Below are 25902 nucleotides of genomic sequence, written 5' to 3' on the forward strand. Positions count from 1 at the left end.
GTCAATAATTTTTTTGTATAATAATCCATGAGAAATACCTCCTTGTTTAATTGTGGTGATTTAATCATACAGGTATTTCTCTTTTTTTGTCCACTTTTATATACAAAATCGTGTTGGTGGATTATTCCCACCAACACGATTTATTATAGAGCCCTTTTTATTCTATATCATGCTAAAGTTCATCATCTATAAAACTCACTAATTTCTGACTTTATTGATTTAATAATAAAATTAGTTCTATTTATAAAATAAAACGTGTTTCCGGATTTATCCGTCAACACGTTTTTTATATGACGCGTATAAAAGCGTAATACCTGTATAAGAGGCGATAAACACAACAAGTACTTTTAATTGATTTACATCAATATTCGTTAAAAAGAACCCTGCTGTTAATACCCCAAGTACACCACCAACAATAATGCCAGGAACGCCAGGCCAATTGACACGTCCTGATAAAATAAATTGTTTGGCTCCTGCTGTCATAATCATAGCTGCATTTAACATCATAACAGGTAAAGCAACGGCAGGACTAATTCCCATGAGTGAGAAGAAAATCAATTCTGGAGCGTAATTTCCTAAGCCCATACTCATGAGCATACCAATACCAAAGTCAAAAATGGCACCTATCAATAAATTGATACCGTACAATCCTCTTATATCATCGTTTAAATCGGCACCCGGATTGGTTATCATACGATATACCATAAAAAAAGCAGCTAAAAGCAATAAAGAACCTAAAATGCGTTGGACTTTAGACGTATTCCAATGCTGTGTTACGCGTACTCCAACAAATGCTCCTAAAAAAGCAGATAAAGCCATGACAATGAGTGTCCATAAATCGACTTTAACAATTGTAATAAATAAAAGTGCTTCTGTTAAAACAGGAATAACATGAGCTGTTGTCATAGTGGCTGGTATTTTACGGTCATCTTCTACTAATTTTGTTAGTTTAAAAAGTGTTGTTGTCGTTGCAAAAGTTCCTATTCCTAATGTATCCAATAAATCCGTTAAATAACCAATACCAAATCCTGTCCAAAACTTTTTTGTTAATGATATTTTATGTTTTTTTGTATAAGAAAACATAATAAACAAAAACCAAAAAATTAAACAGATAAGTAAAATTTGAATGCTATGCAATAATAGTTGATTTTCCATGAACGTATTGTAATACGAAATCTTTATTTCGTAAACTGTTTTTTATTTATTTTTACAAAAAATAAAGTCGTCATCTTGCTCTAAGATGACGACTATTATCGAAACAAAATTAAATCTTTATTATCTTGCACTTTAAAATTCACTAATAATAAAAATCCAATACATAATGAAGCTAACATCACTAAATAAAAGCTACTATATCCATAATATGTAATAAGAAATCCACCAATAAATTGCCATAATACAGCCGATAAACTACCTAATGTTGCAACAATTGATAAAGCACTAAATTGATATTCATTTGGTATAATTGTACGTACTACTTTTAAATTGGTCATAATAAACGTCATTCCAACGGTATGTTTAAACAATAAAGTAGCGATAATTTTAATGGGTAAAATCGCCAATAAGCCATAAGCTAAAAACTGTACCATAAGAGAAATATACAATAAAGTAAGTAAATGTTTATTTTTCATTTTATCCATAAATAAATGTGAAAAGAAAACGAGCGGCATTTCACAAAGAACAGCAAATGAAACAACAGTCATACTTACCGTTTCATTTAATCCACTTTGCTGTAACATTGCTGGAATATGCGTTCCAGATACACTTAATGTGCCATAAAAAATAGATGCAATAATCAAATACATCGTATATTGCTTATTACCAAATAGCGTCGCTTTATAATTAGATTGATTTGTCTGTATACTTAATGTATCTACATTATTTTTTGTAAATAACATACCACATACTGATAGAAGCATCGTTAAACAGAATAAAAAATAAATAAACGATGCTCCTATGTATTGATTAACCAAACCTGCTAATTGTGCACCAATCGCAAAACCAATCGTCCCCCAAATACGTAGTGTTCCATATCTAAAACGACTTGTTGTTGCTGTTTTCTCAATAGCTGGGTTCACACCATTCATCAATAAAAAAACAATGGCATACATTATCGCCATAAAGAAAACATCATTTAAAAAAGAAAATACTAATCCAAATAAAGCCGATAAACTCAACAAAATCGTATTTAACAATTTAATATTAAAACGGTCACTTAAATAGCCAATAATAGGTTGTGTTGCCATACCTGCAATTAAACCTGATGACACAATAATGGATACATCCACACTTGTATAGCCTTTATTCAATACATAAATAGATGTAAATGCTGTGAATAATGCATACGAGGCATAGTAGAAAAAATACATGGTGAAGTAACTAAAATAACTATCTTTTATTTTCAACTTTATTCTCCCGTTTAAAACACTTTGTTTCTTGTAAGCTCATAAAATCAATACAAGAAACAATCGTGTTTATTTTAATTTGAACAACCACTTTGCACGGTGCAAAGTGGTTGTTTAGATTATTTTACTAATTCATAGATTGCTTCTGCATAAATCGCACATGCTCTGAATAAATCATCTAAATCAATAAATTCATTCGCTTGGTGCATTGTATCAATGCTGTGTGGGAACATCGCTCCATATGCAACACCACGTTTTAGTAAACGTCCATATGTTCCACCACCGATTGTTTTCTCAACACCTTTATGCCCTGTATGTTTTTCATATACATCAAGTAATGTTTTCACAAGTGGATCACTTGCAGGAACATAGTGAGGTATTTGAGATTTACCGGCTGTCACAACAACATTAAAGTCAACCAATGCTTTTTCAGCTCCAGCTTTAATTTCTTCAGCTGTAATACCTTGTGGATAACGGAAGTTTAACAATACTTTTCCACCATTTTCATTATATGTGAATACTCCTGGATTCATTGTCAATTCACCCATGACTTTATCTGTATATGTTAAACCTAATTTTTCTCCATAATGTTCCAAATGTAATGTTTGTTCAATAAAGGATAAAAAGTTTTTATCATGCCCTTCAAAATGATATTGATTTAAGAATACAGCTAAATAAGTACCTGCATTCACACCATTCATCGGTGCCATCCCATGAGATGCTTTTCCGACAACATCAATTCTTACTGTATTATCTTTTTTAGATAAAGTAGCTGTAATTGGGTATTTGTTGACAAATGCATCTAAATCTTTTTGTAATGTTTCGATAGATACAGGTGTGACGAATAAAGCTGAAGCATCTTGTGGTACCATATTTTCACGTAAACCTGCTTCAAAAGACACTAATTTTGTATCCGCTTGGCTTGGTGCATTTTTAACACTGACGTGTAATGTTAAAATACCTTTTTCTCCATTGATAATTGGGAAATCAGCATCAGGAGAAAAACCAAAATCTGGCGTTCTCTCAACTTCTAAGTAGCGGGTCATACATTTCCAACCACTCTCTTCATCTGTTCCAATAATCAAGCGTAATGTTTTAGACACAGGTAAACCTAATTCTTTAATCATTTTAATAGCATAGTAAGCAGCCACTGTTGGTCCTTTATCATCACTTGAACCACGTGCGTATAAACGATTATCTTTAATTGTTGGTGTAAATGGATCTGTATCCCAACCTGTTCCAACAGGTACTACATCAACATGTCCAAAAACCCCCATCAATTCTTCACCTTGTCCAAACTCAATATGACCAGCTAAATTATCTACATTTTTTGTGATAAAACCATCACGTTCACCAATAGCCAAAAACGCCTCTAATGCTTTTCTTGGCCCAGGACCTACAGGTGCATCTTCTGTTGCTAAATCGTCATTACGAACACTATCAATACTTAATAAAGCATTTAAATCTGCCAATAAGTCATCTTTTCTTTTTGCTACTTCTTCTGTCCAATTTATTGTCATTCCATAACCTCCTAATCATTGGCATTATTATATCATAATCATTTTGAACACTCTATACATTTACTCAATCTAGCCATAATTCAACTGGACAATGATCAGAGCCTAATACATCTTCACGAATCACCACATCTTTAACATGTGACATAAATTCTTTTGCTACGATAAAATAATCAATTCTCCATCCGATATTTCTTTTTCTAGCTTGATTCATATAGCTCCACCATGTGTAAGCACCTGTTTTGTCTGGATAAAAAGCACGAAAACTATCAACATAGTTCGCTTTTAGTACACAATCAAATTTTTCACGTTCTTCTTTTGTGAAACCTGCATTGCCAATATTTGTTTTTGGATTTGCCAAATCAATTTCTCGATGCGCCACATTTAAATCCCCACAAAAGACAATAGGTTTTTTCTTATTTAGTGCGTTAATATAATTTAAAAAATCATCTTCCCATTGTTGACGGTAAACTAATCGTGTCAAATCACGCTTTGCATTCGGCGTATAAACTGTGACAAGATAATATGTATCAAACTCGAGTGTAATCACACGCCCCTCTTGATCATGTTCTTCTTTATCAATACCATAAAACACTGACAATGGTTTTATTTTCGTTAAAATAGCTGTACCAGAATAACCTTTTTTTACAGCACTATTCCAATAGACATGATAACCAAAGTCAGAAAATGGATAATCAACATCTGTTATTAGAGCTTTCACTTCTTGTAAGCACATAATATCTGGCATACTTTCTTGTAAATAGTCTTGTAAAACACCTTTTGTTAAAACGGAACGAACACCGTTCACATTCCACGTTGTTATTTTCATAGATAACCTCTTCTATTTTAAAATATATTTCTATTTTATCTCTATCAAATAAAAAAAGCCACCTTTAAGTAAGGTGACTTTTTTATGATTATAATTTTACAACGTTTACTGCTTGAGGGCCACGAGCGCCTTCACCGATTTCAAATTCAACTTCTTGACCTTCTTCTAATGTACGGTAACCGTCTGTTTGGATTGCTGTAAAGTGTACGAATACATCTTCGCCACCTTCACGAGAAATAAACCCGAATCCTTTTTCTGCATTAAACCATTTTACTGTTCCTTTTTCCATTGGAAATCCTCCTGTTGTGCACGTGCACAGTTTATTATATCTTTTGTAGCCGGTGCCAACTGTCGTAAACACAAAATGATTTAAACTTACAATTACCCGAAAAGTCTAACAAAAAACATTATAGTTAATGTAACATACTTTTTTCTAAAAGTACAGAGAAAAATATAATTTTTTAAAAAAATGTTCGATTTAGTATGTATATTTTTCTTTTTCATGTTCTAATAATTCTATTTTCAAAGAAATACCTGCTCGAAAGCCACCTAAGTAACCGTTTTTACCTAAAATACGATGACAAGGAATCATCATTAAAATTGGATTTTTACCAATCGCATTTGCAACTGCTCTGACACTTTTAGGTTTATTGATAAGACAAGCAATATCCGTATAAGTTGCCGTCGAACCAAATGGAACAGATAATAAGGCTTTCCAAACCTCTATTTGAAATGGTGTACCACGTAAATCAAATACGACATCAAATACGGTACGTTTCTTTGTAAAATATTCCATTAGTTGTTGTACATATATATTTGTTTTTTCATCACATTTTATAGCTTGATAAAGTTGTACATAAAACGGGCTTATATCAATAGAAACTAAGCCTTTTTCTGACACAACTATATAATAAGTATGCATACGATAAAAAATTGTGCTGTAATACATGAATGCCTCCTTTAAAACGAAATAGTTGAAAGTAATATATGTATATTGTAGACTATAGTCATTATTTATGAAAGAAGGTAATCACATGGTTGAATTTGCTTATAAAAACCCGACAAAACTTATTTTTGGAAAAAATAAAATCTCTCAATTAAAAAAAGAACTTGAACAATATGGAAAACGTCTATTATTAGTCTATGGTGGTGGTAGTATTAAACGTACTGGTTTATACGATTCTATCATGACAGAATTAGAGGGTTTTGATGTTTTTGAATTAAGCGGTGTTGAACCAAACCCACGTGTTACAACAGCTCAAAAAGGTGCTGATATGATTAAAGAACACAAGATTGACGTGGTTTTAGCTGTTGGTGGTGGTAGTGTCATTGATTGTACAAAATTGATTGTTGCTGCTGCTTATTATGACGGTCCCGCTTGGGATATTGTTATTGGTAAACATAAACCAACACAAGCTGTGCCATTTGGTACGATTTTAACACTTGCTGCAACAGGTTCAGAAATGAATTCTGGTAGTGTGATTACAAATATTGACACAAATGAAAAATTAGGTTGGGGAAATCCTCTTGTTTATCCTGCTTTTTCTATTTTAGATCCTACATACACATTCACTTTACCTGAACATCAAACTGTAAATGGTATTGTAGACATGATGAGTCACTTAATTGAACAATACTTTAACGAAGCTACAAACACAACTGTTCAAGACGGTATGATTGAAGGTGTTTTACGTGCCATTATTGAAACTGCACCAAAAGTGATTGATAATCCAACAGATTATGATGCACGAGAAACACTTATGCTAGCTGGAACAGTTGCATTAAATGGTTCTTTACGTTGGGGATATAGTGGTGACTGGAGTACGCATAATATCGAACACGCTGTTAGTGCTTATTATGATATTGCACATGCACAAGGTTTAGCCATTATCATGCCAAACTGGATGTCATATGTCATGCCTAAACACGTGGATCGTTTTGAGAAATTTGCAAAAAATGTATTTGGCATTCAAAAAGAAACAGCCTTTGATACAGCAAAAGCTGGGATTGATGCACTTCGTGCTTTTTGGACAAGTTTAAATGCACCAAGTACTTTAGCTCAAGTTGAGATTGATGATACAAAATTAAAAGAAATGACAGAGCATTGCATGATTTATGGTACTTTTGGTCGTTTAGAACCATTAGGCTATGATGATGCACTTGCCATTTTGAAGATGAGTTTATAAATAAAAGTACCTCATTTTTATTATAAAATTCATTCTAACACCTAAAAACAGGAAAAGCGAAGTCAACATATTACCGTGTTGACTTCGCTTTTTGACTTTTGGGACAACTTACTAATACAATTTGACAAAGTTTTTTATTTAGCGTCTAAAATAACCTCTTTTAGATGCATCAGTTTTGTGATGAAATCATTATACGGAACAGAAATATTGTTTTGTTTCCCAAGTTTTGCAATATAGCCATTCAAATAATCAATTTCTGTTAAGCGACGGTTTTTCACTAAATCTTGGTACATAGATGTATAATGGTCTTTTACTTTTAATGTTGCCTGCAAGACAAACGCAAGCAATTCTTCTAAATCAAAATCAATATTTTGTGTGCGAGCGACTTCTACAAATTCTTCGGTTAGATGTCTAACAACCTCCTTACCATTTTCTTGTAATAAATATTCTCCTAAATTACATTCTAAAAGAGCTGTAGCTGCATTAGAGCAACAATTCACACATGCTTTTTTCCAAATGGCATGCATCACATTATCACTATATTGTGCATTTAAATTTGCTTGATTAAAAATATGTACAATCTGTTCAACGCTTTCTTTTAATGTGTCATCTAGTACAGCATTTTGCAAAGTAATATTACCAACACCATGTAACAATACATGCCCTGCTTCTTTTAATTGTGCCGTCCAAATGGTTGTCCCTAACACGATATTTTCTTTTGGTATATACTTTTCAAAAATAGTATGATGTCCTAACCCATTTAATAAAGAGATAACACGGGTATTTTGATGACAATATGTTTTTACATCTTTTAAGACATTCTCTAATGCCATTGATTTTGTTAATGGGATAATGACATCAAAAGTATTGGTTACTTCTTCAGGATAATAAATGGGAATTGGTACACATTCTTCAATACCATTATAATCGACATATAAGCCACTTTTTTTAATTTTCTCGACATGGTCTTTCCATGTATCGACCAATGTGACATTCTCCCCTGCTTTCATTAACTGATAACCAATACGACACCCTAAAGCACCTGCACCAAAAATTGCAAACTTCATAGTATCCTCCTTTTCTTATATACCTATAGCATTTCAAAAACATTTGTTTAACACGATTAGCATATAGAAAAACGAGCTTTGTGTCAACATGAACATTTTATTCATATAAAAAATATCTCTACAACTATTTTGATACCTTTTTCATAAGACATTGTATTTTAATCATGCTCCATTTACACCAACACGATTTAACGACGAATTAAAAATAGAGAAAAGCGATAAAGACTCGTTTTTCTCTATTTTTGTTTTCCTTAATCATTGTTGCAATACATAGAAGATAATAAGGTATTTATACTTCTTTCACACACACAGAGATACGTCTATATTTTTCTTTTGAGGATACTTTGTATAAAACAAGTGTATGCCCGATAATTTGAACAATATGAACGTGTAACATTTCTGTTAGAACACTTGCAACATGTTCTTCATCTTCCATTGTATTTTGTAATAAATTTATTTTTATCAATTCTCTTTTTTCGATAGCTTCACCTATTTGTCTAAGCATATCTTCGTTTAAACCACCTTTTCCAATTTGAAAAATTGGTTTTAAATGGTGTGCTTCTTTTTTCAAAAATTTGACTTGTTTTGTTGTCAACATTAAATAATTGCCTCCCTAATTGTTACGTCCACACCTTTTGGAACATAAACAGCTACTTTACCTTTATGATGCATTGTAATCCAACCCAATCCAGAAATTACAATATCCATTTGTTTTTTGATAAAAAATTCACTACGTACAAATGCCACATCTTCTTGCGGGACAGGCGATAATAAACCACCTTTATGTTTGTCATAAAAAGCTGTTGCTCCATTTAATTTTGTGCGATGTAACAACAATTCTTGAGCAAAATAAAATGTCATAGCATTTTTTTCTCCCGATAAATAATCAAAACGAGCTAATCCTCCAAGAAATAATGTTTGTTCTTCATTTAATTGGAATGTCACCGGCTTTAATTCTTTTTGTGGAGATACTAGTTTCAATGATTTTTCATCTAAATAATGTGCCATTTGATGACGATGAATAATTCCTGGCGTATCAATTAAATCAGCGCCATCCTCAAAAGGAATACGAATTTGATCTAATGTTGTTCCTGGAAATTGAGATGTTGTTATCAATTCTTGTGTACCACCTAAACTAGAAATAATAGCATTGATTAAAGTTGATTTTCCAACATTTGTGACACCTACAACATAGACATCTTTACCCTGCCTACGATGTTCAATAACATCTAATAAGGCATCAATCTCTTTTTTCTTTTTACCACTTGCCATGACAATATCAATAGGCTTAATGCCTTGTGTGTGTAATTGTTCTTTTAACCAGTGTTTCACACGATTTAAATTAACGGATTTTGGCAATAAATCAACTTTATTAGCAACAATCAAAATATCGTTTTTGCCTGCAAAACGATGCAAACCAGAAATCATAGAACCATAAACATCAAAAATATCAATCACATTCACAATCAAGGCATCACGTGAACCTATTTCATGCAACATGGCTAAAAAATCATCATCGGATACGGATACTTTTTCTAATTGATTATAGTGTCTTAATTTAAAACAACGTTGACAATAAAGTTGTCCTGTTTCAATACCTTTTTCATACGCAGATTTCGGCGTATACCCTTTTTCTTTTGGATTTTCTGTTTGTATAGCTAATCCACAACCTATACAAAAAAGTGTTTCAGTCAAGTGTTTCTCTCCATTCTAAATGATATTTTTTTTGCCATTTTGCTAAAATACGTCTTTCAAAAAAACGATTGATTTTTGTCATAAAATAATCACTGTTTACAAGTGGTTTTACCATAACTGTTCTCATTTTTGATAAAGTACCGGCTACAATATCAGTCAATAATTGATCTCCCACCATAATTGTTTTATCTGGTGTACTTTGTAAATTCTCCATTGCTTTTTTCAAACCACTAGACAGTGGCTTTTTAGCACTGGCAACATAAGGGATATCTAAAGTATTCGCTACTTTGGCAACACGATTTTGTCGATTATTCGATACAATGGCTACTTGAATATGTGCCTCTTTTAAGGTTTGTAACCATTCTTTTAAAGCAGGGGTCCCTAATGGATCACACCAAGCAACAATCGTATTGTCTAAATCAACTAAAACAGTATGAATATCATGTGTTTGTAATGCTTCTGGCGTTAAACCATAAACACTATTTAACATCCATGTTGGTTTAAACGATGTCATGCTCGCTCTCCTTTACGTTTATATTTGTATCATCAATCAGATATGGTGGACGTTTTTTTACTTCGTAGTAAATTTTACCAATGTACTCTCCCAAAACACCAATCGAGATGAGTTGCACACCACCAATCACTAAAATGGCAGAAATTGTCGTAAAATACCCACCAACCGTCACACCCTCTTTTAATATTGTGATAAATGTCCATAAAATATATAAAAATGACATGAGCACACATACTAATCCTAATTGAAAGGTGATGCGTAAAGGTTTGTCGTTAAATGATAAAATACCTTGCACACCATAGTTAAATAATTTTTTCAACGACCATTTTGTTTCTCCAACTTGACGTTCTTGATTTTCATACTCGATAATTTTTTGTTTAAAGCCAATCCAAGAAAAAAGACCTTTTGAAAAACGATTGCTCTCTTTTAATGACAATAAAGCATCGACTGCTTTTCTGCTTAATAAACGAAAATCGCCAACACCGTCAACCATTTCAACATCTGTTAAATGATTGACAATTTTATAATACATCTTGGCAAAAAACGTTTTAGATACAGAATCTCCCGTTCGTGTTCTTTTGGCAATTACTTGATCATATCCAGCATGAAAAGCATTGATCATTTCTTTAATAAGTAGAGGAGGATGTTGTAAATCAGCGTCCATAATAATCACAGCTTGTCCACTTGCGTAACTCAATCCTGCAAGCATTGAACTTTCTTTTCCAAAATTACGACTAAAGCTAATGTATTTTACATGATTGTCTTTTTTTGCCAATAATTTTAATTGCAATAACGTGTTATCTTTACTGCCGTCATTGACAAAAATCAATTCATAAGACATACCAATCTCTTTTAATACATCAATCACGTGCTTATATAGCAAAGGAATGGCTCCTTCTTCGTTGTAACAAGGAATTATAATTGATAACATCATCCTTACTCCTTTCTATTTTTTAGCTAAATCAGTAATATAATCAAAAAATGCTGTTGGATTGACATCATATACTAAGTCAACTGGTCGTCCATTTTCTACTTTTATCGTGCGTCCTTTACTTGCTCCTGTTGTGACCACATCACTGTATACAATGTCACGTTTGACTAAAGCTTCTTGTCCAAATGAAGCTGTCGTTAATACATCCCATAAGAAATATGTTGAGTTCGTTACAAAATGAGTCAATGGTGGTACGATAGCATAACATTGTCCTAAAAAGTCAACTCCCTCAAAACGACGTTGACTTGCCCACATATCACGTACATCTAATGTTAAAGGAACTTTTCTTGTACTTTCTAAAGCAACTAATTCAATTTTGATTGAAGAATCCCAAACACGTTTTGCGGCAAATGGATCCCAAAATACATTCCACTCTGCTGTTCCATCATGCTCCGGTTCTTCAATATTGCCATGCTCTAAAAATGTTCCACCCATCCAATATAATTTATTGATTTTTTCTTCAATGCTTGCATCCATTTCTAACGCTCTTGCCAAATCGGTTAATGGACCAACAAAAACTAAATCAATTTTTTCATCACTATTTTTTAAGACATGCACTAAATCTTCATGTGCTTTCAAAGAACTATCTTGAATACTTACTGGTTTATGTTCATTTAAAATAGGTAAGGCATCTACTGTAAAAGCGTGCATGCGCCATTCTTTAGGAAATGGATGAACCGGTCTTGAATTAGAAGATGCAACTTTGATATGTTTTTTATCTTTTTCTGATCCGAATTTTTCAATAATTTTTTTACTTGCAGATACGGCAGGTTCTAAATAACAATCTGCTTCAATGACACCAACACCAACAACTTCAACATCGTCCATTTTCAATAATAAATATAAAGATACTAAATCATCTACACCACCGTCATGGTTTAAATATACTTTTCTTGTCATATTCTCTCTACCTTCTTATTTTAATAAATCAAAATATTTTTTATTGCTTGTTGTACTACGCATTCCTTTTAAAATAGCCTCTGTATACTCGAGTGAATCTCCTTTCATACTGTTACGCATTTTAAAAATTAAGTCTAAACGTTTTTTATCTATCAATAATTCTTCACGACGTGTGCCTGATTTTTTTATATCAATTGCAGGAAAAATACGTCTTTCTGCTAGTTCTCTGGATAAATGTAATTCCATATTACCAGTTCCTTTAAATTCTTCATAAATCACATCGTCCATGCGACTACCTGTATCAATCAATGCCGTTGCAAGAATTGTTAAACTACCGCCGTCCTCAATATTACGTGCGGCTCCAAAAAAACGTTTTGGTTTATAAAAAGCGGCTGGATCAATCCCTCCACTCAATGTTCGACCAGACGGAGGAATAACAAGATTATATGCTCTAGCTAAACGGGTAATGCTATCCATTAAAATGACAACATCTTTTTTTTCTTCAACTAAGCGTAATGCTCGTTCATGAACTAACTCAACTAAACGTACATGGTTTTCAGGTTGTTGATCAAATGTCGAATAAACCACTTCTCCGTTAATACTGCGTTCTAAATCAGTTACTTCTTCTGGACGTTCGTCAATCAATAAGACAATTAAATAAACGTCTGGATAATTTTGTGTAATTCCTTTGGCAATCGTTTTAATCAATGATGTTTTACCTGCTTTTGGAGGTGCAACAATTAACCCACGCTGTCCAAACCCAATTGGTGCTACCCAGTCAATCACACGTGCAGCAATATCATTTGTTTTATGTTCCAAAACAATTTGTGTGTCTGGATAAAGTGGGACTAAAGCTGGAAAATGCTCTCTTTCTTTAGCTTTTTCTGGATCTTGTCCATTGACTTTTAACACATGCATTAACCCATTGCGACGTTCACTTTGTTTTGGTGGACGAGCCGTTCCTGTCACTAAATCGCCTCTTCTTAAATCAAAGCGACGCATTTGTGAATTAGAAATATAAATATCTTCTTGACTTGGGGTATAATTTATTGGACGTAAAAAACCATAGCTATCTTGTCCGTTATAAACAACGTCTAAAACACCTTCAACTGTAAAGAAACCTTGTGTTTCTTCTTGTGCACGAATGACAGCCATGCACAATTCCTTTTTATTCATTTGACTATATGAGGGAATATTTAATTCTCTAGCATATTTATAAATTTCTTTTAACGTTTCTTGCTCAAGTGTTTCTAAAGTCCAAATATTTTCCATTAGTCGCCTCCAATTTCAACCATTTCAATATCCGCCCCTAATGCACGTAAATTATCGATAATATGGGCATATCCTCTTAAAATATGCTCTACACCATAAATTTCTGTTGTTCCCTCTGCCATTAAACCGGCAATTAATAAACATGCCCCTGCTCTTAAGTCGCTAGCTGTGACTTGTGCACCCATAAGACGTTCAGAAGGCCCATTGAAACGAATCGTATCTCCTTCTACTTTGACATTTGCACCCATTCTCACCAATTCAGCAATGTGTTTCACACGTTTTGGATAAATCGTATCTAAAACCGTTCCTGTTCCTGTTGCTTTTAATAATAATGGTGTAATCGGTTGTTGTAAATCAGTCGCAAATCCCGGATAAGGTTGCGTTTTAATTGATACCATATTTAATTCTTTCGTTGGTTTTACTAAAATATCTTCTTCTCCAACAACAAAATCGACACCCATTTCGTCTAATTTCGCCAAAAAACTTTCAATATGTTCGGCTATGACATTTTTGACTAAAATACCCTCACCGCAAGCGGCTGCCAATGACAAATACGTTCCTGCTTCAATACGATCTGGTATAACGGCATGTGTACAGCCATGTAAGTGTTCCACACCATCAATACGAATAGTGGCTGTACCTGCACCACGGATATTAGCACCCATTTTATTCAATAATGTTACCACATCAACAATTTCAGGCTCTTTTGCTGCGTTTTCTATAATGGTTCTACCTTTTGCTTTCACCGCTGCAAGAATACAGTTAATTGTGGCACCAATAGACACAACATCAAAGTAAATACGTGTGCCATGTATCCCGTGTTTTTTAGCATCTAAAGAAATAGCACCTTGCTCATTCGTCACGGTTGCACCTAATTTTTCAAAAGCTTTAATATGCTGATCAATTGGACGAGGACCTAAAAAACAACCTCCAGGTAATCCAATAACTCCTTCATGAAAACGAGCCAATGTTGCACCCATAAAGTAATAAGAAGCACGTAAACTTTGAATTTTACCACTTGGCATTGGAACAGATTTTATATGCGTTGGATCTATTGTTAACACGCCATTATCAAATACTGCCTTTACATTAAAATCATGTAATATCTCAATCAATGCATGTACATCTTTAATATCTGGTACACCTTCTAAAGTTACTGGGCTATCCGCTAAAATGGCAGCTGGAATAAGTGCTACAACACTATTTTTTGCACCATTTATTGTCACTTCCCCAAATAGTTTTTTGCCCCCGTGAACAACAATTTTTTTCATGTTTCATTCTCCTTAAAACGTATCTACTATCTCTCATTCGCAATTTTCTTATTTTTGTCTAAATGACAAAAACACCCATTTTAGAATAGCTTAAAATGAGTGAAATGTCTATCTTTTTATGTTGTATTCACGTTTCTTCTTGAATGCTGTGCATAAATCGTATAGAATAATATTTAATTTATATAATCATTAAGGATATTCTATGGAAAAACATGTATAAAATAACGATACATTTTTAATTCATCTATGAGAGGACTACTATATTCATAACCAACCGATTACAGAATTATCGAAAAAATATGCCTTGAGTCAATACAAACTTTTAAAAGAGCTAGACGAATCGAAAGATAAAAAGCTTGTTAAAATTTTTATTCATTAGCTTTATCCGTAAAGACGTATTATTTGAATCATTAGACACAGCTGTTGTTGTTTTATACGGTCACCCATTCAATATCAATGGACAATTTTTATCAATCAATCACAACAAAACATTTGGGCTGTCGTTAGAAAATATTTTCTACATTTCTATCCGAATTAGTGTATGTAATAACAAATTTAAATCATCTGCCATTATCGGTACATTAAAAGGAAGTTTATGAACGCATTTATTTTTAGACAAAAAATTTGCATTGAAAATTTTGGATACATTATGAAAATAATAACAGAGTTTATGCAAAAATCCAAATGGAGACGTACTTGCGCCATAAAGCAGTCTACAATAAAATTGTGTTTACCATCTACACTACGATGGTCTAAGTACATAAATCCTTTTTCTTTATTATCCCGATGGTAATAGCCACTTTCTTTATCAGTCGTACTTTCTTTAATAGTTTTAGAGATGGTTTTATCGGTGTAATGAAACGGCTTTTTTCCAATAGCTTCTCGTTCGGCGTTGATTTCGTTTTCTAAATCTCGTTTACGTTCTTGAACCACTTCAATAACAGCGTTTCTAAATTTATTTTTATTGGCGTTTGCTTTAATGTGTGTGGAATCTGTGAATAAAGCTGTCCCACTAATTAAATGATGTGAGATAGCTTGGTGTACAATAGTATTAAATATATCTTCAAACACAGACGTCCCTTGAAAACGGCGAATATAATTTTGAGAGAAAGTAGAATAATGTGGGGTAGGTTTAGAGAAAGGGAGGTTTAAAAACCATCTAAACGCTACATCCGTTTCGACACGTTTAATGGTTTCTCGCATGGATTTAATGCCATAAATATCTTTTAAAAAGACCAATTTAAATAAAACAACAGGGTCTAAACTATTGCGACCATTCGTATGACTATAATAAGGAGAAGTAATTTCATAAATAAAGTTGAAATCAATTGATTTATCAATTTTACGTAGTAAATGGTCTTTTGGTACTAATTCGGACAATGTGTTTAATATGATTTCATCATTTGGGTGAGTTTCTTTATAAAACATCGATTTTTCCCTCCTTTTTCTTATCTCTATTATACCACTTTTAAGCGTTATTATCGTATCAGACGTTGTGGTACGAATGGCTTCGTTCTCGCACGTAGTAGAGAGCGAGCGATGTATCGTGTACATCGTGGTAAGCCGGACAACTTAACGTCTGATACGAAAAAAGACTGTCGACATTTTAATTTGTCAACAGTCTGAAATAACAAATCATCCTAGTGCTTCTTGCACTAGGATGATTTGTTATGTGTTTTATTTAGCATACTCCACTGAACGCAATTCGCGTATCACTGTTACTTTAATATGCCCTGGATATTCTAACTCAGATTCAATTTTCTCTTTAATATCACGTGCCAATAAAGCTGTTTGATCATCGTCCAATACATCAGGTTTAACCATGACACGTACTTCACGACCTGCTTGTATGGCAAAACTTTTATCAATACCTTCAAAACTATTTGAAATTTCTTCAAGTTTTTCTAAGCGTTTAATATAGTTTTCTAATGAATCACTTCTAGCACCTGGTCTTGCAGCAGATAACGCATCTGCAATGGCAACAATCACTGCAATGACTGAGGTAGCTTCAACATCACCATGATGGGAAGCAATGGCATTGACAACAATAGGATTTTCTTTATATTTTTGAGCAAATTCAGCACCAATTTCCACGTGTGATCCTTCTACTTCATGGTCTAAGGCTTTTCCTAAGTCATGTAGCAATCCTGCACGTTTTGCCAAATTAACGTTTTCTCCTAATTCTCCAGCAATGATACCAGATAAACGAGCCACTTCAATACTATGATTTAAGACATTTTGTCCATAACTTGTTCTGAAATATAAACGTCCCAATATTTTAATTAAATCAGGATGTAATGTATGCACACCTACATCAAAGACTGCTTTTTCCCCAATATCTCGAATGCGTTCATCCATTTCTTTTCTAGATTTTTCAACCATTTCTTCAATACGAGCCGGATGAATACGTCCATCTTTCATGAGTTTTTCTAATGTCATTTTAGCAATTTCACGACGTACTGGATCAAAACCACTTAATACAACAGCTTCTGGTGTATCATCTATAATAACATCAATCCCTGTTAACGTTTCTAATGTACGAATATTTCGTCCTTCACGCCCAATAATGCGACCTTTCATTTCTTCATTTGGTAAAGAAATAACTGATACAGTATTTTCAGAAACTAAATCTGATGCCGTACGTTGAATAGCTTGTAAAATAATATTTTTTGCTTGACGATCGGCTGTTTCTTCTGCTTGACGTTGTGACTCTTTTACCAAAACGGCACGTTCATGTTTTAATTCTTCTGTTAGTTTTGTTAAAATGATTTCTTTTGCTTCATCAGATGTTAAAGATGCAATATTTTCCAATTCTTGTTGTTGTTGTGCAATCAATGATTCTATTTTTAATTGCTCTTGTGACAATACTTCAGAACGTTGAGATAGTACCTTTTCCTTATCATCAATCGTTTGCTCACGACGAGATAAGTTCTCATCTTTTCTATCTAAATTTGTTTCACGCTGAACAAGTCTTTTTTCTTGTTCAATGACATCGTTTCGACGTTCTTTTAACTCTTGATCTATACTTGTACGATATTGTTGAATTTCTTCTTTTGCACCTAATAATAAAGCTTTTTTCTCAGATTCCGCATCTTTTAATGTCAAATCCGCATTCTTTTTAGCATCTTCTAATAAAAATTCGACTGTACCACGTGTACTTGCCAATTTTTTTTCATAAGATAATTTTCTAAAAATATATCCTGCCCCTATACCAAGGATAGCAGCTACTAAAATAACAATGATAGTAGAGGTTGCATCTCCTTGTGGGATTAAACCACTAGGTCCCATATCGACACCTCCTATCATATTTATTTTTTTATTTTTACTAAATAATACATAATGACATACGACAACTTAGCCGTACACCCTTACATTTTATAGATAATATAGTCCCTTGTCAAATATTATATGGTCATTTATCTACCCTTTTTTAAATGCTCCAATTCTTCAATTGTTAACTCTCGATATGCTCCAATTGGAAGTGTTTCATCTAATTGTAAACTTCCCATACTCAATCGTTTTAAAAAAACAACTTTATTATTCAATGCTTGAAACATACGTTTTACTTGATGAAATTTTCCTTCTTGAATCGTCACGAATACACAATACGAATCTTTTATCGTGAGCTTAGCAGGCAAACATTTATAGCCGTCTTCTAATATGATGCCTTCTTCAAAAGAAAGTACTAAATCTTCTTGAATTGGATATTTTAGATGTACTTCATATCGTTTATCAACATGCTTTTTAGGAGATAATAAATCATGTGCTAAAGCACCGTCATTTGTCAATAATAATAGACCTTGTGTATCCTTATCCAATCTACCAACAGGTGCTACTCGATGATACCTTTTATCCAACAAATCTAAAACTGTTTGATGTATCTTATCTTCTGTTGCACTTACCACACCTTGTGGTTTATTTAACATAATATAGTCGTATTCTGTATAGTGATATACTACCCCTTGGCACATAACTTCATCTTGTTTTCCATCTATTTTATCATCTGCTTTTTTAGCAATTTCTCCATTTACTTGGACTTGTTTCTTTTTGATTAACTCTCTAACATCTTTTCGTGAGCCAACACCCATGTCTACTAAAAATTTATCTAATCTAATCATCTTTTTCTACCTACTAACACAATAAAATCACACTGGTAACCCACTGTGATTTTATTGATTTATTTACTTCCTAATAAAAGTTTAAATGCAATTCTCAACGCTTGATCTGTCGATTGACAATGTTCTTTTTCAAGTTGAGGTAAGACTTTTTTAATTTCACGTTCCGAATATCCTAATCCTAATAACGCTTCTTTCGTTTCTGCTAAAATTGGTGATATTTCTAAAACAGGAATATGATTTTCCAAAACAGGTTTCGATATATCAGTAAACTTCCCTTTTAAATCTAACACTATTTGAGCTGCCGTCTTTTTCCCAACACCTGGAAACTTCGTCAAATAAGTAACATCATTCGTTTCAATAGCCTGTATCAATCCCTCACTATTATCACTCGCCAAAATGGACAACGCACTTTTTGGACCAATCCCCGATACGCTAATCAATTTCAAAAATAATTGTTTTTCTTCTAATGACTTAAATCCATATAACGTAATGGCATCTTCTCGAACAGCTTGATACACATACACCGTTATATCTTGTTTGAGCATTTCTTGCAAACCGAATGCATTCGGCATAAAAATCTGATAACCAACACCATGCACCTCTACAACTACATACGTTGGATAAATCGACACTAACTGTCCTTTTACATACTCAAACATTATTTCACCACTAATTTCGTTGTATCTGCATAGTTTAATATTTTTGTTGCACATTGCACCAATATACTTAAACGATTGTTCCGAACTTCTTCGTTTTCAACCAACACCATATTATCATTAAAGAAAGCTGTAATAGGTTGTGTCAACATTTTTAAACTATCATAAGAAACATGCTCTACTTGTTGCATCACTTGTGCCAGTACTTTTTCACTATCCGTTTCAAATAAATCTGATACGATGTTTATTTTTCCGAAGTTTTCTATATCATGCGATTTTTTAGCAAGGTTTAACACACGAGATACAGCCTCGATTGTTACTTTAAAATCAATTTCTTGCGTATGCTCTTGCAAATCTTTGGCATTATGGATAAGCAATGGAATATTTAATGTTTGACTCGCTAAAACAGATTCAATCACATCATAACGAATATCATAACTTTGTAATTTTTGTTGTAAACGTGCCAAAATAAATTGTCGTAATAACTCTACAACGTCACTATTTTCAACGTGGTATACTGTTTTTAAAATAGTTTCAAATAAAGAAACCATATCGATTTGCCAATTTTCTTTTTCAAAAATAGACACAATACCAATGGCTTGACGACGCAATGCGTACGGATCATTCGAACCACTTGGTATCATTCCTTTTAAGAAGAAACTAATCAATGTATCTAGTTTATCAGCAACAGCCAACAATGCTCCAGATATACTTTCTGGTAAAGCACCGTCACTTGATAAAGGCAAATAATGCTCTCTAATGGCTTGTGCCACTTCTATACTTTCACCTTTATCTAAAGCATATTTTTCACCCATAATTCCTTGTAATTCTGGGAATTCACCAACCATATTTGTCACTAAATCAAATTTATAAATTTCTCCTGCTCTTACAGCATGTGTCACATCAATTTGTAACAAGTTTGAAAGAACTGTTAAAATGGCTCTTGTATTTGACATTTTGTCATAGACAGATCCAATTTTCACATGGAAGTTAACATGTTTTAGTTTCTCAACTGCTTGTGCAATCTGAATTTTAGCATCTTCTTTTGTAAAGAATAGCGCATCTTCTAAACGTGCTACCAACACTTTTTCATTTCCTTTAACCACATTATCTAAATGTTGATCATTCCCATTTCTAACAGAAATAAAGAATGGTAATAATTGACCTTCTTTATTTTTAACATAGAAATAGCGTTGGTGCTCTTTCATTGTGGTGATAAGCACTTCATCAGGTACAACCAAATATTTTTTGTCAAATGTTCCAAAAAATGCAGTTGGATACTCCACAATGCTTGTTACTTCTTCAAGCAACTCTTCATCTAATTCCACAACCCAATCATTTTCTTGTGCTAACGCATCAATTTGTGACACAATCAATGATTTTCTATCTTCTTGATTAACTAACACATATTCTTTTTCTAACTGTGAAACATAGTCGCTTGGTGTCAAAACTGTCGTTTCTTGTCCTAAGAAGCGGTGGCCTCTTGTTGTTGTACCTGTTTCTACACCCAAAATATCAAATGGAATGATAGTATCTCCGTAAAGAGCGATTAACCAATGAATAGGACGAATATATTTCAACGTATGATTGCCCCATGTCATTGAAATCGGAAAAGTCATTTTTAAGATTACATCTTTTAAACCAGACAAAATAGATAATGTATCTTGTCCTTTAATTGATTTTTTAACATGAACATACTCAACACCTTTAATATCCTCAAAGAAAATATCATCTGTTGATAATCCTTGCCCGTTGACAAAACCAATAGCGGCTTTTGTCCATTGACCTTGTTCATCTAAAGCAATTTTTTTTGCCGGACCTTTGGCAACTTCTTCTATATCTTCTTGTTTTTCAACAACTTCTTTAACAATAACTGCCAAACGACGAGGTGTGGCATACGCAACCACTTCTTTGAATGCCAAACGATTTTCTGTTAAAAATTGTTCTACACGTTCTTTTAATTGTTCACTACTAGAACGTACATATTTAGCAGGTACTTCTTCTAGTCCAATTTCTAATAAGACATCTTTTGTCATTTATTTATCCTCCTCTAATAATTTTCGTGCTTCTTCACGACTTAACAACGGAAAACCTAAATCACGTCTTGCTTGTACAAAAGCTTTTGCGACTTCTCTAGCCATATTACGAATACGTGCCAAATATCCTGCTCTATCTGTTACAGAAATAATACCTCTTGCATCCATTAAGTTAAATGTATGACTACATTTTAAAATATAATCATAAGCTGGGTGAACTAAATTTTTCTCCATTTGCTTCAAAGCTTCTACTTCATATTTATCAAATAATTCTTTTAATAATGGAGCATCACTTGTTTCAAATGCGTATGTAGAATGTTCAAACTCTGGTTGAATAAAAATCTCACCATATTTTACTGTATCGGTCCATTGTAAATCATACACGCTTTCTACTTCTTGAATATAAGAAGCTAAACGCTCTAAACCGTATGTCAATTCTGCTGTAACAGGTTTACATTCTAAACCACCAACTTGTTGGAAATATGTAAACTGTGTCACTTCCATACCGTCTAACCAAACTTCCCAACCTAAACCAGCACATCCTAAAGACGGATTTTCCCAGTTATCTTCTACGAAGCGAATATCATGCTCTAAAGGATCAATCCCCAATGCTTTTAGACTATCCAAATATAATTCTTGAATATTATCTGGAGAAGGTTTCATAATGACTTGAAATTGATGATGCTGGAACAGTCGGTTTGGATTTTCACCATATCTTCCATCTGCTGGACGACGAGATGGCTCAACATACGCTGCATTCCAAGGCTCTGGTCCAATAGCTCTTAAAAACGTATAAGGGCTCATTGTTCCTGCCCCTTTTTCCGTATCGTACGCTTGCATCAATAAACAACCTTGTTTAGACCAATAATTTTGTAATGTTAAAATAATTTCTTGTAAGGTCAATCCTTTTTTCATATTTTATATCCTTTCCTATCTTCTCGTTCTTATAAAAGAATGGCATAATCATGCCACATTTTACCATATTTTTAATCAATTCACAACGATACAATACGATATACTAAGCTATTAAAATAATGTATATATAAACATTTTTATTGTTTTTTTACAAAAAATATTGAATCTCCGTCAAATCTGTTGGTACAACACGATTTATTATAGAGCCAAAATAATATAAAAAGCCTAAACTAGCATTGGCTAGTTTAGGCTTAGAGTGATTTTTATTCAACTGGTGTAATATCATTTTCGATAATAACTTTAATCGCATTATGTTCACTTGCTTTACCAAAAATTTCATATGCTTCTTCAATTTCACTTAATTTGAAGTAGTGTGTTACTAATTTTTCTGGTTGAATTTTGTTTGCTGCTAATGCTTGTAATAATTGAGGTGTTGTATTTGTGGATACTAAACCTGTTGTAATATTGATGTTGTGAATCCATAATCTTTCAATATCGAATAAAACAGGTTTTCCATGTACACCCGCATTTGCGATTGTTCCATCAATCGCAATAACTTTTTGACAGAAGTCAAATGTTGCAGGAATACCAACAGCCTCAATGGCTACATCGACACCACGGTTATCTGTTAATTCAAATACTTTTTGAATTGCTTCGTCAACATTAGAAGAATTGATTGCGTGTGTTGCACCAAATGACAATGCTCTTTCTAAACGGTTGTCATCAAGGTCAATCATAATGATTTTTGCTGGTGAGAAGAATTGAGCTGTTAATAAAGATGCCAATCCAACTGGTCCAGAACCAACGATTGCTACGGTACATCCTGGTGTTACTTTACCTTTAAGAACCCCAATTTCATATCCTGTTGGTAAAATATCTGATAACATTACTAATGCTTCGTCAGATAATTCTTCTGGTGTATGATATAAAGTTGCATCTGCATGTGGTACACGTAAAAATTCTGCTTGTGTTCCGTCGATTAAGTGACCGAAAATCCAACCACCTTCGTCTTCACAGTGTGCATAAATTCCTTTTTTACAGTAATAACATTTACTACATGAACATACACATGAAATAAGTACTTTATCCCCTTTTTTAAAGTTTGTTACTGCTTCACCAACTTCTTCCACAACACCAATACCTTCGTGTCCTAAAATAGTGCCACTTTTAACAGCAGGAACATCTCCTTTAATGATGTGTAAATCGGTACCACAGATTGTTGTTTTTACCATGCGAACAATAGCATCTGTTGGTTTTAAAATAACCGGTTTGTCTTTTTCTACAAATTTTGCTTCTCCTGGTTTAACATATGTATAGGCTTTCATAATTAACCACCTTTCTTCTATATGATTATATTATGCCACATTTTTTACAAAAAATACATAACTTTTAAATACAAAAATCATCGAATTTATTGTTTATTCGGCACAAAAATAAGATGCACTAACGAATGTGAAAAAGAAATATAATGAACAAAGCTATCACAACTTGAAAAAGCCCCACACTCAATCCATAAATAGCAAATTTAGGACCTTCTTTTAGGAATTTTTTTATATCCAGTCGTAATCCAATAGCGGCTAAAGCAATGGTTTCAAACCAACTGCTTACAAATTTTGCACTGGATACAAAAACTGGTAGTATCCCTATGGTACTATTGATAAGGCAAATCAATAAAAATAAGCACACATACCACGGAATAGGGAATGTTTGTCTTTTTTGGACAACTATTGGCGAATGATGTTTTTTAAACACTACTTTTTTACAAGCATATACAACAAATACTAAACACATAATACGTGTCATCTTGTATAGCATCGCAAATTTAACGGTTTCTTCGCTGACTAAGCTTGCTCCTGCCACTACTTGACCTACCGATTGCAATGTACCACCTAACAAGGCACTTTTGGACATCAAAGCATCTTGAAACAGTGCAGTCGCTAAAAATGGTAATGTTAACATCATCACAGTCCCTAATAAATTGACTAATGTGACAATTTGACCTTTCTCATCATCTTTAGCATGTATTGCCGGTGCAATAGCACCGATAGCTGATGATCCACATACAGCATTTCCTCCCGCCATCATCAAACTCATCTCATCATTAAACCCAATACGTCTTCCTAAAAAATAAGTTCCTATTAACACAATAGACATATTGAGGAAAATATATCCGACACCATTGATGCCCATTTGACTAATCGTTTGAAAAGTTACAGTAAATCCTAATAAAACAACAGAACACTCAAGAAGCTTACTTTCAGAAAATTTTGTTCCTTTATTAAATATTTGATGCTTTAAAACAGTATTACCAAATAAAATGCCTAACAAAATAGCTAATGTTGCTGGTCCTCCTATGGCAATATAGCTTGATACCATTTTTGCCATAACCGTGACAAAAAAAGCAGCTATTACACCTGGTAAAAGAGGTTTTATTGATATTTTCATATACTGACACTTCTTTCTAATCTTTTATGTTTATCTTACACAATATGCTCCCTTTTGAATAGGTATTTTACTAAATTCTAACAATCAATTATGAAATATACACTACGACTGAAATTTATCTGTTAATTTAATTTTTTATTAGATGTACTAATTTCGATTACTTTCTATTATTTAATAGTAAAAAAGCTTGAAATCAACACATAAACGTGTTAATTTCAAGCTTTTTCGTTAACTCTTTATTTATAAGACGGTTTGTCGAAACCTTTGAATTGTTCATCAATCACTTTGTTGAAATCATCTGATTTCACAACGTCGATAATGTCTTTTGCAAATTGTGCATCTTTGTCTTTTGTATTGACAACAACACGGTTACGATAATTGTCATCCATTTTTTCAAGAACAAGTGCTGTTGTTAAATCTAATCCAGATGCTAAAGCGAAGTTACCTGGTACAGCTGAAATATCAGAAGATTCGATAGCTCTTGGTAAACCAGCAGCTTCAATTTCGTTAAAGACTAAGTTTTTTGGATTTTCAGCAATATCTTTTTGAGAAATTTTCAATACATCTACATCCGCATTTAATTTTAATAAACCTTGTTGACTTAAAATATTATATGCACGTGCAGCATTTGTTGCATCTCCTGGTAATGATAACTCTGCTTTTTCTGGTAATTCAGATAATGATTTATATTTAGATGAGTAAATACCCATTGGTGCTGTTGGTACTTGAATTAAATCAGATAATTGTAAATTATTTTTTTGAGCAAAGTTTTTCATATAAATGATATGTTGGAATAAATTAGCATCTAATTCTCCAGCTGCTAAAGCATTATTTGGCTGTACATAATCTGTAAATTCTTTTACTTCTACTGTATAACCTTTTTTCTCTAGACCTGGTTTAATAGCTTTTTTCACCATATCCGCATAAGGTCCTGATGTTGCACCAATAACTAAATTTTTCTTTTCTTGTGGTTTCTCTTTGTCCGCTGCTTTTTCTGTTTGTGCACCACATGCCACTAATGTAACAGCTGATAAAGTTGTTAAGCCTAATAATAGTAATTTTTTAAATGATTTTTTCATATACAT

General features: G+C 33.1%; 25 protein-coding genes. 2 read left to right on the forward strand and 23 right to left on the reverse strand.

Annotated features, from left to right (window positions below; genetic code table 11):
* Positions 1-267: 267 nt before the first annotated feature.
* The 6 genes from GMA06_RS00005 to GMA06_RS00030 form a co-directional block, all read right to left on the reverse strand.
* A complete protein-coding gene (locus GMA06_RS00005; RefSeq protein WP_163561274.1) occupies positions 268-1155 on the reverse strand; it encodes a sulfite exporter TauE/SafE family protein in 888 nt (295 codons plus the stop codon).
* Between the two features lie 95 nt (positions 1156-1250).
* Positions 1251-2405: an MFS transporter gene (locus GMA06_RS00010; RefSeq protein WP_163545189.1), complete on the reverse strand. Its 1155-nt coding sequence runs from the start codon at positions 2403-2405 to the stop codon at positions 1251-1253.
* 119 nt (positions 2406-2524) lie between these two features.
* The gene (pepV, locus tag GMA06_RS00015) at positions 2525-3925 is read right to left on the reverse strand and encodes a dipeptidase PepV (protein ID WP_163545190.1); all 1401 of its coding nucleotides are present in this window, start codon (positions 3923-3925) and stop codon (positions 2525-2527) included.
* A 64-nt stretch (positions 3926-3989) separates the two neighbouring features.
* A complete protein-coding gene (locus tag GMA06_RS00020; RefSeq protein ID WP_163561275.1) occupies positions 3990-4751 on the reverse strand; it encodes an exodeoxyribonuclease III in 762 nt (253 codons plus the stop codon).
* An 88-nt stretch (positions 4752-4839) separates the two neighbouring features.
* Entirely contained in the window at positions 4840-5040 is a 201-nt protein-coding gene (locus GMA06_RS00025; protein ID WP_163545192.1) for a cold-shock protein, read from the reverse strand.
* Between the two features lie 189 nt (positions 5041-5229).
* Positions 5230-5700: a methylated-DNA--[protein]-cysteine S-methyltransferase gene (locus GMA06_RS00030; protein ID WP_163545193.1), complete on the reverse strand. Its 471-nt coding sequence runs from the start codon at positions 5698-5700 to the stop codon at positions 5230-5232.
* Between the two features lie 85 nt (positions 5701-5785).
* Here GMA06_RS00030 and GMA06_RS00035 point away from each other — a divergent pair, with 85 nt between their 5' ends.
* A complete protein-coding gene (locus tag GMA06_RS00035) occupies positions 5786-6937 on the forward strand; it encodes an iron-containing alcohol dehydrogenase (protein ID WP_163545282.1) in 1152 nt (383 codons plus the stop codon).
* A 134-nt stretch (positions 6938-7071) separates the two neighbouring features.
* On the opposite strand, the gene GMA06_RS00040 is transcribed toward GMA06_RS00035, so the two are convergent.
* From GMA06_RS00040 to GMA06_RS00075, 8 genes are all read right to left on the reverse strand, one after another.
* On the reverse strand, positions 7072-8004 hold the full coding sequence (locus GMA06_RS00040; RefSeq protein ID WP_163561276.1) for a 2-dehydropantoate 2-reductase: 933 nt from the start codon (positions 8002-8004) through the stop codon (positions 7072-7074).
* Between the two features lie 289 nt (positions 8005-8293).
* Positions 8294-8602: a ribosome assembly RNA-binding protein YhbY gene (yhbY, locus tag GMA06_RS00045; protein ID WP_163561277.1), complete on the reverse strand. Its 309-nt coding sequence runs from the start codon at positions 8600-8602 to the stop codon at positions 8294-8296.
* Complete coding sequence (gene yqeH, locus GMA06_RS00050; protein WP_163545196.1) at positions 8602-9699, reverse strand: ribosome biogenesis GTPase YqeH; 1098 nt, start codon at positions 9697-9699, stop codon at positions 8602-8604. The genes yhbY and yqeH overlap by 1 nt, the downstream gene beginning before the upstream one ends.
* Positions 9692-10213, reverse strand: a complete 522-nt coding sequence (locus tag GMA06_RS00055) for a YqeG family HAD IIIA-type phosphatase (protein WP_163561278.1) — start codon at positions 10211-10213, stop codon at positions 9692-9694. The genes yqeH and GMA06_RS00055 overlap by 8 nt, the downstream gene beginning before the upstream one ends.
* Positions 10200-11147 carry a glycosyltransferase family 2 protein gene (locus GMA06_RS00060; RefSeq protein ID WP_163561279.1) on the reverse strand — a complete coding sequence of 316 codons (948 nt, stop codon included), beginning with the start codon at positions 11145-11147 and terminating at the stop codon, positions 10200-10202. Before GMA06_RS00060 ends, GMA06_RS00055 begins: the two co-directional genes overlap by 14 nt.
* 12 nt (positions 11148-11159) lie before the next feature.
* Positions 11160-12104, reverse strand: a complete 945-nt coding sequence (locus GMA06_RS00065; RefSeq protein ID WP_163561280.1) for a nucleoside hydrolase — start codon at positions 12102-12104, stop codon at positions 11160-11162.
* Positions 12105-12119: 15 nt separating this feature from the next.
* Positions 12120-13376, reverse strand: a complete 1257-nt coding sequence (gene rho / locus GMA06_RS00070; RefSeq protein ID WP_163545200.1) for a transcription termination factor Rho — start codon at positions 13374-13376, stop codon at positions 12120-12122.
* Positions 13376-14647, reverse strand: coding sequence for a UDP-N-acetylglucosamine 1-carboxyvinyltransferase (locus tag GMA06_RS00075; protein ID WP_163545201.1), 1272 nt, complete (start codon positions 14645-14647; stop codon positions 13376-13378). Before GMA06_RS00075 ends, rho begins: the two co-directional genes overlap by 1 nt.
* 356 nt (positions 14648-15003) lie before the next feature.
* On the opposite strand from GMA06_RS00075, the gene GMA06_RS08445 reads away from it, so the two are divergent.
* Entirely contained in the window at positions 15004-15246 is a 243-nt protein-coding gene (locus GMA06_RS08445) for a sugar-binding domain-containing protein (RefSeq protein WP_240328808.1), read from the forward strand.
* Here GMA06_RS08445 and GMA06_RS00085 read toward each other — a convergent pair.
* The 9 genes from GMA06_RS00085 to GMA06_RS00125 form a co-directional block, all read right to left on the reverse strand.
* Complete coding sequence (locus GMA06_RS00085) at positions 15218-16075, reverse strand: transposase (protein ID WP_163561281.1); 858 nt, start codon at positions 16073-16075, stop codon at positions 15218-15220. The two genes, GMA06_RS08445 and GMA06_RS00085, sit on opposite strands and share 29 nt — an antisense overlap.
* 249 nt (positions 16076-16324) lie before the next feature.
* Positions 16325-17935: a ribonuclease Y gene (gene rny, locus GMA06_RS00090; protein WP_163561282.1), complete on the reverse strand. Its 1611-nt coding sequence runs from the start codon at positions 17933-17935 to the stop codon at positions 16325-16327.
* 128 nt (positions 17936-18063) lie between these two features.
* A complete protein-coding gene (locus tag GMA06_RS00095; RefSeq protein ID WP_163561341.1) occupies positions 18064-18762 on the reverse strand; it encodes a pseudouridine synthase in 699 nt (232 codons plus the stop codon).
* 62 nt (positions 18763-18824) lie between these two features.
* Complete coding sequence (ruvA, locus tag GMA06_RS00100; protein ID WP_163561283.1) at positions 18825-19424, reverse strand: Holliday junction branch migration protein RuvA; 600 nt, start codon at positions 19422-19424, stop codon at positions 18825-18827.
* Positions 19424-21457 (reverse strand): glycine--tRNA ligase subunit beta, encoded by a 2034-nt coding sequence (gene glyS / locus GMA06_RS00105; RefSeq protein WP_163561284.1) that lies wholly within the window; start codon positions 21455-21457, stop codon positions 19424-19426. The genes ruvA and glyS overlap by 1 nt, the downstream gene beginning before the upstream one ends.
* On the reverse strand, positions 21458-22372 hold the full coding sequence (gene glyQ, locus GMA06_RS00110) for a glycine--tRNA ligase subunit alpha (protein ID WP_163546152.1): 915 nt from the start codon (positions 22370-22372) through the stop codon (positions 21458-21460).
* Between the two features lie 263 nt (positions 22373-22635).
* On the reverse strand, positions 22636-23697 hold the full coding sequence (locus GMA06_RS00115; protein ID WP_163561285.1) for a zinc-dependent alcohol dehydrogenase family protein: 1062 nt from the start codon (positions 23695-23697) through the stop codon (positions 22636-22638).
* A gap of 118 nt (positions 23698-23815) precedes the next feature.
* Entirely contained in the window at positions 23816-24817 is a 1002-nt protein-coding gene (locus tag GMA06_RS00120) for a putative sulfate exporter family transporter (protein ID WP_163561286.1), read from the reverse strand.
* 236 nt (positions 24818-25053) lie between these two features.
* Entirely contained in the window at positions 25054-25896 is an 843-nt protein-coding gene (locus GMA06_RS00125; RefSeq protein ID WP_163546163.1) for a MetQ/NlpA family ABC transporter substrate-binding protein, read from the reverse strand.
* Positions 25897-25902: the final 6 nt, after the last annotated feature.

This window comes from Granulicatella sp. zg-84 (genome assembly GCF_010892375.1).
GTDB lineage: Bacteria > Bacillota > Bacilli > Lactobacillales > Aerococcaceae > WM01.

Coding starts and splice junctions, on each gene's coding strand:
- GMA06_RS00005 (WP_163561274.1), bottom strand. CDS start 1,155: ATGGAAAATCAACTATTATTGCATAGCATTCAAATTTTACTTATCTGT.
- pepV (WP_163545190.1), bottom strand. CDS start 3,925: ATGACAATAAATTGGACAGAAGAAGTAGCAAAAAGAAAAGATGACTTA.
- GMA06_RS00020 (WP_163561275.1), bottom strand. CDS start 4,751: ATGAAAATAACAACGTGGAATGTGAACGGTGTTCGTTCCGTTTTAACA.
- GMA06_RS00025 (WP_163545192.1), bottom strand. CDS start 5,040: ATGGAAAAAGGAACAGTAAAATGGTTTAATGCAGAAAAAGGATTCGGG.
- GMA06_RS00030 (WP_163545193.1), bottom strand. CDS start 5,700: ATGTATTACAGCACAATTTTTTATCGTATGCATACTTATTATATAGTT.
- GMA06_RS00035 (WP_163545282.1), top strand. CDS start 5,786: ATGGTTGAATTTGCTTATAAAAACCCGACAAAACTTATTTTTGGAAAA.
- GMA06_RS00040 (WP_163561276.1), bottom strand. CDS start 8,004: ATGAAGTTTGCAATTTTTGGTGCAGGTGCTTTAGGGTGTCGTATTGGT.
- yhbY (WP_163561277.1), bottom strand. CDS start 8,602: ATGTTGACAACAAAACAAGTCAAATTTTTGAAAAAAGAAGCACACCAT.
- GMA06_RS00055 (WP_163561278.1), bottom strand. CDS start 10,213: ATGACATCGTTTAAACCAACATGGATGTTAAATAGTGTTTATGGTTTA.
- GMA06_RS00060 (WP_163561279.1), bottom strand. CDS start 11,147: ATGATGTTATCAATTATAATTCCTTGTTACAACGAAGAAGGAGCCATT.
- GMA06_RS00065 (WP_163561280.1), bottom strand. CDS start 12,104: ATGACAAGAAAAGTATATTTAAACCATGACGGTGGTGTAGATGATTTA.
- rho (WP_163545200.1), bottom strand. CDS start 13,376: ATGGAAAATATTTGGACTTTAGAAACACTTGAGCAAGAAACGTTAAAA.
- GMA06_RS00075 (WP_163545201.1), bottom strand. CDS start 14,647: ATGAAAAAAATTGTTGTTCACGGGGGCAAAAAACTATTTGGGGAAGTG.
- GMA06_RS00085 (WP_163561281.1), bottom strand. CDS start 16,075: ATGTTTTATAAAGAAACTCACCCAAATGATGAAATCATATTAAACACA.
- rny (WP_163561282.1), bottom strand. CDS start 17,935: ATGGGACCTAGTGGTTTAATCCCACAAGGAGATGCAACCTCTACTATC.
- ruvA (WP_163561283.1), bottom strand. CDS start 19,424: ATGTTTGAGTATGTAAAAGGACAGTTAGTGTCGATTTATCCAACGTAT.
- glyS (WP_163561284.1), bottom strand. CDS start 21,457: ATGACAAAAGATGTCTTATTAGAAATTGGACTAGAAGAAGTACCTGCT.
- glyQ (WP_163546152.1), bottom strand. CDS start 22,372: ATGAAAAAAGGATTGACCTTACAAGAAATTATTTTAACATTACAAAAT.
- GMA06_RS00115 (WP_163561285.1), bottom strand. CDS start 23,697: ATGAAAGCCTATACATATGTTAAACCAGGAGAAGCAAAATTTGTAGAA.
- GMA06_RS00120 (WP_163561286.1), bottom strand. CDS start 24,817: ATGAAAATATCAATAAAACCTCTTTTACCAGGTGTAATAGCTGCTTTT.
- GMA06_RS00125 (WP_163546163.1), bottom strand. CDS start 25,896: ATGAAAAAATCATTTAAAAAATTACTATTATTAGGCTTAACAACTTTA.